Source organism: Pseudoxanthomonas sp. GW2 (assembly GCF_000283075.1).
GTDB lineage: Bacteria > Pseudomonadota > Gammaproteobacteria > Xanthomonadales > Xanthomonadaceae > Pseudoxanthomonas.
The window spans coordinates 1-8927 of the sequence record NZ_ALIP01000093.1 but is presented as its reverse complement, the minus strand read 5'-3'; the positions used below and the strand labels follow the sequence as shown (position 1 = coordinate 8927).

Below are 8927 nucleotides of genomic sequence, written 5' to 3'. Positions count from 1 at the left end.
CGGTTCACCCGCCGCCCGCCCTGGTGCATGCTGGGACGCCCGCCACCGGAGCCGCCGATGAGCCGTTTCGACCTGACCCCGCCCGACCCGGAGCAGCTGCAGGCCCTGGCCGCCGCGCTGTCGCCGGAGGAACGCCACGTGCTGCTGCAGCACGGCACCGAGCGCCCGTTCTGCGGCGTGTTCCTGGACAACAAGCGCGAGGGCACCTACGTGTGCCGGCTGTGCGGGTTGCCGCTGTTCCGCTCCTCGGCCAAGTTCGATTCCGGCACCGGCTGGCCCAGCTTCTTCGCGCCCTACGACGAAGCCCACATCCGCCGCGTGCGCGATACCAGCCACGGCATGGTCCGCACCGAGATCGTATGCGCCCGCTGCGGCGGCCACCTGGGCCACGTGTTCCCCGACGGGCCGCCGCCGACCTACGAACGCCACTGCCTCAACTCGGTGTCGCTGGGCTTCGTCGACGCCGGCCAACCCCTGCCCGACCCGCTGCGCCGCGGCGGCGCCGAAGCCGGGCCGCCCTGAGCGCCGCGCGCCCTACCTTCCACGGAGAACGCCAATGAAGTTCCTGTTGCTGGTGTACATCGACCAGGCCCTGCTGGGACAGCTGTCGCAGGAGGAGTACGACGCGCACATGCGCGACTGCGTGCGCAAGGCCGACGACCTGGCCGGCAAGGGCACGCTGCTGGGCGCCAACAAGCTCGAGCCGCCGACCACCGCGCGCACGGTGCGGGTACGCGAGGGCCGCGCGCGGGTGTACGACGGTCCCTTCGCCGAGACCAAGGAAGTGCTGGCCGGCTACAACCTGATCGAGGCCGACTCCCTGGAGGAGGCGGTGGAACTGGCCAAGCAGTTCCCGTGGGCGCGCTACGGCGCGATGGAGGTGCGCCCGGTGGGCGACCTGGACGCCGAGCGCGTGCGCGTCGGCGCCTAGGCCGGGCTTCACGCCACGTCCCGCGCGCGCCCGCTAGCGTCGGCCCATCTCCATTCGGCGCGGGCGCGAGGCGATGCGCATACTGGTCCTGCTTGCCGCGCTGGCGATGCCGGTGGTGGCGTTCCTGTCCCAGCGCGGCGTGTTCGGTCCGGACAACGGCGAGGTCTCCGCGCGCTACCCGACCCTGCTGGTGGCCGCCGGCTACGCGTTCTCGATCTGGAGCCTGGTGTTCGCGCTGGACCTGGTGCACGCCCTGCGCCAGCTGCGCGCGCGGTGGCGCGACGACCCGCTGCTGGCGCGCGTCGCCCCGGCCACCGCCGCCGGCTTCGCGCTTACCGCGCTGTGGATGCCGCTGTTCTCGCAGGGCCTGTTCGCGGCCTGCCTGCTGGTGATCTTCGCCGCGCTGGCCTGCCTGCTATGGGTGGCGGTGCGCCTGTCCGATGCCGGTCCGCACGGCGGCGCGCACCTCTGGTCCTGGCTGGGGCTGTCGCTGCACGCCGGCTGGCTGTCGCTGGCGGCGTTCCTCAACCTGGCCCAGTCCGCGCTGGCCTTCGGCTGGATCCACCCGCAGGCACAGTTGGTGTCCTCGCTGCTGTTGCTGGCCGCGGCCACCGCGCTGCTGCTGTGGTTCAACGCGCGCATGCGCGGCAACCTGGCCTATGCCGCGGCGGCGTTGTGGGGGCTGGTGGCGATGTGGGTGCGGCAGTCCGGATCCACCCTGCCCGGCTCGGACCCCACCGCGCGGATGGCCCTGCTGGCGGCCGCGCTGCTGGCGGCGCAGAGCGCCTGGTTGCGGCTGCGCGCGCGGCGGCTGGCCGCAACGGCGCACTGAGGCTCAGGCGCACCCGGGCGCGTCCTGGGCCGCGACCACGCACTGGGCGAAGTCCGCGGGCAGGCCGCCCACCTGGCGGCGCGCGCCGACATGCAGCTGGAAGCGCCCCAGTTCGCGGCGGCTGCAGTGCTGCTCCAGCGCGGTGCCGCCGACGGCGGCCTTGCAGATCTCCTGGTACAGGCGGTAGTGGCAGGCGCCGCTGCCGCTGGACAGGCACTGGAAGGTCGCCAGCCCGTCGGCCAGGGTGGTCTTGCTCAGCAGCACGCCCTGGCCGGCGCGGGCGAAGTCGATGCGGGTGCGGCTGCCGGGTCCGTCGCCGCCGAACAGCGACAGCAGGCACGCAAGCAGGGCGGTCAGCAGGTGCATGGGACACTCCTTGGTCTTTCCGGTCCGGTGCGGCTACATGCCGCGGAACAGGGCCATGAACGGCGCACTCACCGGCAGGGTCTCGCTGCGGTTGCGCAGGCGCAGCTGGCCCTTGCCGCTGTCGTCGCGCACCACCGACAGCACCGCCGCCAGGTTGACGATGGTGGAGCGGTGGATCTGGCGGAAGCGGTTGGGGTCCAGCACCGCCAGCAGTTCCTTCAGCGGGGTGCGCAGCAGCGACTCGCCCTCGGCGGTCACCACCACGGTGTACTTGTTGTCGGCGCGGAAGTAGGCCACGTCCTCGAGCATGATCAGCCGCGTTTCGCGCCCGTTGCTGGCGGTGATCCAGGCCAGCGGGGGCGGCGCCGAGGGCGGCGGCGGGCGCCGCGCCAGGTGCTGCAGCAACGCGTCGAGGGTGGCCTGGTCGGGGCCGCCGCCGGCGCGCGCCTGCAGCCGCTGCACCGTGGCCTGCAACCGCTCGCGCGCGACCGGCTTGAGCAGGTAGTCGACCGCGCCCTTCTCGAAGGCCTCGATCGCGTACTGGTCGTAGGCGGTGACGAACACCACCTGGGTCCGCGGGCTGGACTGGGCCACCGCCGCGGCCACCTGGATCCCGGTCAGGCCCGGCATGCGGATGTCGAGGAAGGCCACCTCCGGCTGGTGCGCGGCGATGGCTTCCAGCGCGGCGGCGCCGTCCTCGCACTCGGCCACCACCCGCAGTTCCGGCCAGGCCGCCGCCAGCTCCTGCACCAGCGAGGCGCGCAGCAGCTCCTCGTCCTCGGCGACGATGCAGTCAGGCATGGCCGGCACCTCCGGGCTGGGCGAACGGGGGCAGCGGCGGCGGCGCGGCGGGCGCCTCCGGCGCCGGCACCGCGACGGTCGCGGCCACCCCGCTGGGGAAATTGGACACGATCGAGAACGAGGCGGCGTCGCCATAGGTCAGGCGCAGGCGCTCGCGCAGGTTCTTCAGGCCGATCCCGGTGCCGGCGCTGGCGCCGTTGCCGAAGCCGCACCCGTCGTCGGCCACGGTGATGGCCACCTGGTCGTCGGTCCGGCGCGCCAGGATCCACACCGTGCCGCCGCCGGGCTTGGGCTCCAGGCCGTGCTTGATCGCGTTCTCCACCAGGGTCTGCAGCATCATCGACGGCAGCGGCACCTGCTTGAGCGCGTCCGGCACCTCCACCTGCAACTGCAGGCGCGCGCCCATGCGGATCCTGAGGATCTCAAGGTAGGCGCGGGTGCGCGCCAGCTCCTCGCCCAGGGTGGACAGGGTGTCGTGCTCGCGCGGCAGGGAGTGGCGCAGGTACTGGATCAGGTGGCCCAGCATCTGCTCGGCGCGCGGCGGGTCGGTGCGCGCCAGCACCTGGGCGTTGGCCAGGGTGTTGTAGAGGAAGTGCGGCTCGACCTGGGCCTGCAGCAGGTTCAGGCGGGCCACGGTGAGCGCGTTGTCGGTGGCCTCGCGCTCGGCGCGCGCCCGCTCCTCGCGGCGCTGCGCCGCGACCTGGTGCGACAGCGCGCGCAGCAGGCTCTCGGCGTTCTCGTAGTTGCTGCCTTCGTCCAGCGCGAACAGGTCGACCCAGTGCGCCGCGTCCGGCTCGCACAGCACGGTCACGCCGACCGTGCCGCTGCCCGGGTGCACGGTCGCCAGCACCCGGTCGTGGGTGACGGCGAAGCGCGCCAGCAGGTTCCAGCGCGAGGGCCGGGCGCCGCCGAACGGGTCCGAGCGGCGCACCCGCGCGCGCAACTGCAGGCTGCCGCGCAGCGGCTCCATGTCCTCCACCCGCGGCAGCTGGCGGATCGCGTCGGCGACCAGGTCGAAGGCGGCCTCCGCGTCCAGCGGCAGCTCGATCCGCCGCTGCTGGCGGTTGGCCAGCACCGCCGCGTCCAGGCGCCCGGCGAGCAGGCGCACCCGGCGGATGTGGGTGATCACGCCCAGCACCGCCAGGCCGAAGGTCAGCAGCGCCAGCAGCCAGAAGACACCACCGACGCCGCCGAACATCCCGGCCCAGACGAAGCCGGCCACGAAGATGGCGACCCACCAGGCGAACAGGATGCGGAACGCGAGGAAGAGGCTGGAGGACACGTGGGGCCCGCGGGCTGGAAGGATGCGGGCGAGGATAGCGGCCGCCGCCGGGAACGGAACCGGGGATGCGACGAAACCGGGAATCGGGCGACGAAACCGGGGGCGGCGGGCGCGCCGGGCACGCCGGCCGGCGGCATCCACGGCCGGGATGCGCGGCCGGCCTGCGCCTTCAGTCGGCGGTGGCGTCGCGGATGCGCTCCCAGACCTGGTCGAACCCCTGGCTGGCCTCGGCCTCGCTGAGCAGGCTCATGGCCACGCTCTCGCGGCGCAGGAACAGCTCCAGGCGCTCGCCCGCAGCGGCGCGCGGGTGGTTGAGGTAGACGTCGTAGGCGGCGCACAGCACCGGCCAGTAGCGGGCGAAGCTGCGCATGGCCCGGGCCCGGGGCAGCGACTGGTAGCGCTGGCGCCAGTGGTCGCGTTCGCGGTCGATGTCGATCATGACCGCCTGGCGCGCCGGCGGTAGTGCCTGGGGCATTGTCGCGTTCCTGTTGCTGGCGCGTCCCGCGCGCCGGGCCTTCCCGTGGCCTTCGAGGTTTCCAGCCCCGCCGTCACCCGGCGGTGAAACCGCGCGCAGGAAATACGCGGGTGCTTGAACGTTTAAGCCGGCCGCCGCCGCCGGCGCGCGTTGCGCCCCCTCACGCCGCGGCCAGCGCCTGCCCGGCCGCGTGCCCGGACGCCCAGGCCCACTGGAAGTTGTAGCCGCCCAGCCAGCCGGTGACGTCCAGCACCTCGCCGACGAAATGCAGGCCCGGCACCTTGCGCGACTCCATGGTGCTGGAGGACACCTCGCGGGTGTCCACGCCGCCCAGGGTGACCTCGGCGGTGCGGTAGCCCTCGGTGCCGCTGGCCACCAGCGGCCAGGCCGACAGCACTTCGGCGGCCTTGCGCAGCTGCGGCACGTCGAGCTGGCGCATCGGCCGGTTCGGCAGCCACAGCTCGCACAGGCGCTGGGCGAAGCGCCGCGGCAGGGCCTCGGCCAGCACGGTCTTCAGCTCCGCGTCCGGGCGCTGCTTCTGCTGCGCCTGCAGCCATTCCAGGGCGTCGCGCCCGGGCAGCAGGTCCAGCAGCAGCTCGTCGCCCGGCTGCCAGTACGAGGAGATCTGCAGGATCGCCGGGCCGCTGACGCCGCGGTGGGTGAACAGCATGGCCTCGCGGAAGCTGCGGCCGTTGCAGCGTGCCTCCACCTCCAGGGCCACGCCGGACAGGTCGGCCAGCCGCTCCAGGTGGCGGCCGGACAGGGTCAGCGGCACCAGGCCGGCGCGGGTGGGCAGCACCGCGTGGCCGAAGCGCCGCGCCAGTTCGTAGCCGAAGCCGGTGGCGCCCATGCTCGGGATCGACAGCCCGCCGCTGGCCACCACCAGCGCCGGCGCGGCGAAGCGCCCCTGGGTGGTGCGCAGCAGGAAGCCGCCGCCATCGGGCTGCTCGACCGCCTCCACGCTGCACTGGGTCAGCAACTGCACGCCGCCGGCGGCACATTCGTCCAGCAGCATCCGCACGATCAGCTTGGAGGACACGTCGCAGAACAGCTGGCCAGGCGCCTTCTCGTGCCAGGCGACGCGGTGGCGGTCCACCATCTCGATGAACTGCCAGGGCGTGTAGCGCGCCAGCGCCGACTTGCAGAAGTGCGGGTTGGCGGAGAGGTAGTTGGCCGGGCTGGTGTTGGTGTTGGTGAAGTTGCAGCGCCCGCCGCCGGACATGAGGATCTTCTTGCCCGGCTTGTTGGCATGCTCGACCACCAGCACGCGCAGGCCGCGCTGGCCGGCGGTGAGCGCGCACATCAGCCCGGCGGCGCCGGCGCCGATGACGATGGCGTCGTAGCGGTCGGGCGCCGCGGCCATCAGCCTTCCCGTGCGCGCATCCGCGGCACCGGCTGCAGCACCGCCTCGGCGCCGCGCTCGTCCAGCACCCGCACCTCGCCGTCCTGCACCTGCACGTCAAGGCGCATGCCGCGCGCGTACATGGCCACCAGCGGTTCCAGCTGCGCCGGCGGCAGGTCGAGCACGTCCAGGTTGTGGTGGCGCGAAAGCGCGCCCGCGTTGCGCTCCCACCACAGGTCGGCGGCGCGGCCGCCGTAGTTGAGCACCACCACCCGCGCGGCGCGGTTGCAGGCCTTGCGCACGCGCGACTCGTCCGGCTGGCCCAGCTCGATCCACAGCTGCACGTCGCCGGTGTAGTCGCGCAGCCACAGGTCCGGGTCCTCGTCCGTGCTCAGGCCGCGGCCGAACTCCAGCCGATCCTGCGCATGCAGGGCGAAGGCCAGCACCCGCACCATCAGCCGCTCCCCGGTCTCGGACGGATGCTGGGCCAGGGTCAGCGAATGGGCGGCGTAGTAGTGGCGGTCCATGTCGCTGATCTGCAGGTCCACGCGGACCACGGTGGCCTTGAGCGCCATGCCAAGTCTCCGGTGCGGCGGCGGGGGCGCCGCGGGAGGCGCATGATACGCGCCCCGCGGTATCCTTCACCCACCGCGCCGGCGGCTCCGGCACGCACGACAGCTTCCCGAAGATGACCGATACGCCTCCCGACCGCCTGGCCCTCGACCCGCGCAGCCCCTATTACGACGCCGAAGCGCTCAACCGCGGCGTGGGCGTGCGCTTCAACGGCGAGGAGCGCGACAACGTCGAGGAATACTCGGTGAGCGAGGGCTGGATCCGGGTGCAGGTGGGCCGCTCGCGCGACCGCCGCGGCAACCCGATGACGATCAAGATCAAGGGCGTGGTCGAGCCCTACTACCTGGCGCAAGGCTAGGCCGCGCCGCCGCCTCAGCCGCGGCAATCCTGCAGCTGCCGGCGCGCATGCCACAGCGCGCGCCGGCCCTGGTCCCAGGCGCTGTCGGCCGTGGACGGCAGCTGGTGCTGCGCGCGCACCGGGTCGGCGCCCCTGGCCATCGCGTGCTCCACCGACTGCAGCCGGGCCAGCGCCTCGCGCAGCGGTTCCAGCAGCTTCTCCATGCGTTCGCGCGGGCAGCGCGGATGCTCGCGCTCCAGCTGCGCCACCTGCTCGCGCAGGCTGCGGCTGGCGCTGCCGTCCAGGCCCGGCGCGGGCTCGGCACTGATCGGCGCGGCGCGCCAGGCATCGCCGGTGGCCTCGCTGCCCAGGTCGGCAGGGCGTTCGTGGCGGGCCGGGTTGAACGCCACCTGCGGCGGTCGCCGTGCCTGCGCATGCTGGATCTCCTTGCCCAGCAGGGCCCGGGCGATCTTGCCCTGGGCGCGGGCGATGGCCTGCCCGGCCACGTCGGCGATGTCGCCGTCGCTGATCCAGTCGTCGCCGAAGCGGGTGCCGCGGTAGTCCACCGGATTGGGGGGCTGCAGCGGGTCCTGTCCGGGTACCGGCACCCGCGCCACCGTGCCCTCGGGCAGGTGGATGCGGCCATCGGCGTCGTACAGGTCGATCTGCCGGGCAGGCGCGGCGCCGGAGGCCGGTACAGGTGCGGCGGGCTGCCGCGGCCCGGTCGCGGTCGTGCCCGCGGCCGACTGCGGGCCCGGCCTCGCGGCGTCCTGCGGCGGCAGGGACGGCAGCACCGCGCGCGGGACGAGGCGCAGCTGCAGCCGCTCCAGCGGCGCCCCCGGCTCCAGCCGCGGCCGCGCGCTCCACAGCAGCAGCCACGCGCCCAGCGCCAGCAGCGCCGCGGTCAGTACCGCGGCCACGGCATGGGGCAGCAGCTGCCTGGCGGGGGACTCGTGCAAGCGGGAAGGAATGCGGGCGGGGACAGCAGCAGACCGTGCGCGCGGCCGCCGGTTCCCCCGGCCGGCGCGCCCGCTCAGCCACCGGTCGGACAGGCCGGGCGCGTGATCACGCCGCCCACGCGCGATATGCCAGCATCCGTCCCACCCTCCCCTGCCCCGCGCGCGCGATGCCCCTCGAGCAGCTCCTGGTCCCCGGCACCGAATTCCTGCGCGACGGGGGCCACGTGGCCCGCCGGGTGGCGATGCACGACTGGTCCGCGCATCCGCTGGGCCCGCCGCAGTCCTGGCCGACCGAACTGAAGACCTCGCTGTCGATGATGCTCGGCTCGCGCTTCGCCATGTGCCTGGGCTGGGGCCCGGACCTGTTGCTGTTCTACAACGACGCCTACGTCCCGGTGCTGGGGGTCAAGGAGCCCACCGCCCTGGGCCGGCCGCTGCGCGAGGTCTGGCACGAGCTATGGGACGACGTGCGCGGGATGGCGGAGATGGCCATGTCCGGCACCGCCACCTGGGTCGAGGACATGTACCTGCGCATGGAGCGCAATGGCGTGCCCGAGGACACCTGGTGGACCTTCACCTACAGCCCGGTGCGCCAGGCCGACGGCCGGGTCGTGGCCATGCTCTGCATCACCCACGAGACCACCCGGCGGGTGCTGACCCAGCGCCGGCTGGCCGACGAACGCGCACGCCTGGCGCGCATGTTCGACCAGGCGCCGGCGTTCATGGCCATGCTGCGCGGGCCGGAGCACCGCTTCGAGTTCGCCAATGCCGCCTACCTGCGCCTGGTCGGGCGCGACGACCTGGTCGGCCGCACCGTGGCCGAGGCGCTGCCGGAGGTGGTGCACCAGGGCTGGATGCCGGTGCTGGACGAGGTCTACCGCAGCGGCCGCCCGCACGCCGAGCAGGACGCGCGCTTCGTCGCCGAACCGGAGCACGGCGCGCCGCAGGAGCACTACCTGGACTTCGTGTTCCAGCCGTTCACCGACCAGGACGGCAGCATCGGCGGGCTGGTGCTGGGGGGCATGGACA

The 8927-nt window shown here is 73.6% G+C and carries 12 protein-coding genes; 5 read left to right on the top strand and 7 right to left on the bottom strand.

The genetic code is table 11. From position 1 onward, the window contains the following. Positions 1-57: 57 nt before the first annotated feature. From msrB to B351_RS0106850, 3 genes are all read left to right on the top strand, one after another. A complete protein-coding gene (gene msrB, locus B351_RS0106860; RefSeq protein ID WP_019398307.1) occupies positions 58-522 on the top strand; it encodes a peptide-methionine (R)-S-oxide reductase MsrB in 465 nt (154 codons plus the stop codon). A gap of 34 nt (positions 523-556) precedes the next feature. After that, positions 557-931 (top strand): YciI family protein, encoded by a 375-nt coding sequence (locus B351_RS0106855; RefSeq protein WP_019398306.1) that lies wholly within the window; start codon positions 557-559, stop codon positions 929-931. Positions 932-1004: 73 nt separating this feature from the next. Next, complete coding sequence (locus B351_RS0106850; protein ID WP_019398305.1) at positions 1005-1763, top strand: hypothetical protein; 759 nt, start codon at positions 1005-1007, stop codon at positions 1761-1763. 3 nt (positions 1764-1766) lie between these two features. Here the strand turns inward: B351_RS0106850 and B351_RS0106845 are convergent, their stop codons facing one another. From B351_RS0106845 to B351_RS0106820, 6 genes are all read right to left on the bottom strand, one after another. After that, complete coding sequence (locus B351_RS0106845; protein WP_019398304.1) at positions 1767-2129, bottom strand: hypothetical protein; 363 nt, start codon at positions 2127-2129, stop codon at positions 1767-1769. Positions 2130-2162: 33 nt separating this feature from the next. Continuing rightward, the gene (locus B351_RS0106840) at positions 2163-2930 is read right to left on the bottom strand and encodes a LytTR family DNA-binding domain-containing protein (RefSeq protein ID WP_026010455.1); all 768 of its coding nucleotides are present in this window, start codon (positions 2928-2930) and stop codon (positions 2163-2165) included. Next, positions 2923-4212, bottom strand: coding sequence for a histidine kinase (locus B351_RS0106835; protein ID WP_019398302.1), 1290 nt, complete (start codon positions 4210-4212; stop codon positions 2923-2925). Before B351_RS0106835 ends, B351_RS0106840 begins: the two co-directional genes overlap by 8 nt. Before the next feature lie 169 nt (positions 4213-4381). Continuing rightward, a complete protein-coding gene (locus tag B351_RS0106830) occupies positions 4382-4687 on the bottom strand; it encodes a hypothetical protein (RefSeq protein ID WP_026010454.1) in 306 nt (101 codons plus the stop codon). A 160-nt stretch (positions 4688-4847) separates the two neighbouring features. Next, entirely contained in the window at positions 4848-6050 is a 1203-nt protein-coding gene (locus B351_RS0106825; RefSeq protein ID WP_019398300.1) for an NAD(P)/FAD-dependent oxidoreductase, read from the bottom strand. Then, positions 6050-6604: a YaeQ family protein gene (locus B351_RS0106820; RefSeq protein ID WP_019398299.1), complete on the bottom strand. Its 555-nt coding sequence runs from the start codon at positions 6602-6604 to the stop codon at positions 6050-6052. Before B351_RS0106820 ends, B351_RS0106825 begins: the two co-directional genes overlap by 1 nt. Positions 6605-6717: 113 nt before the next feature. Between B351_RS0106820 and B351_RS0106815 the strand changes: the two genes are divergently transcribed. Then, on the top strand, positions 6718-6960 hold the full coding sequence (locus tag B351_RS0106815) for a DUF3297 family protein (RefSeq protein ID WP_019398298.1): 243 nt from the start codon (positions 6718-6720) through the stop codon (positions 6958-6960). A gap of 14 nt (positions 6961-6974) precedes the next feature. Here the strand turns inward: B351_RS0106815 and B351_RS0106810 are convergent, their stop codons facing one another. After that, positions 6975-7898 carry a hypothetical protein gene (locus B351_RS0106810; protein WP_019398297.1) on the bottom strand — a complete coding sequence of 308 codons (924 nt, stop codon included), beginning with the start codon at positions 7896-7898 and terminating at the stop codon, positions 6975-6977. Positions 7899-8065: 167 nt separating this feature from the next. Between B351_RS0106810 and B351_RS16365 the strand changes: the two genes are divergently transcribed. Beyond that, positions 8066-8927, top strand: an 862-nt coding sequence (locus B351_RS16365; protein WP_039731139.1) for a PAS domain-containing protein, incomplete at its 3' end; no start/stop codon positions are given.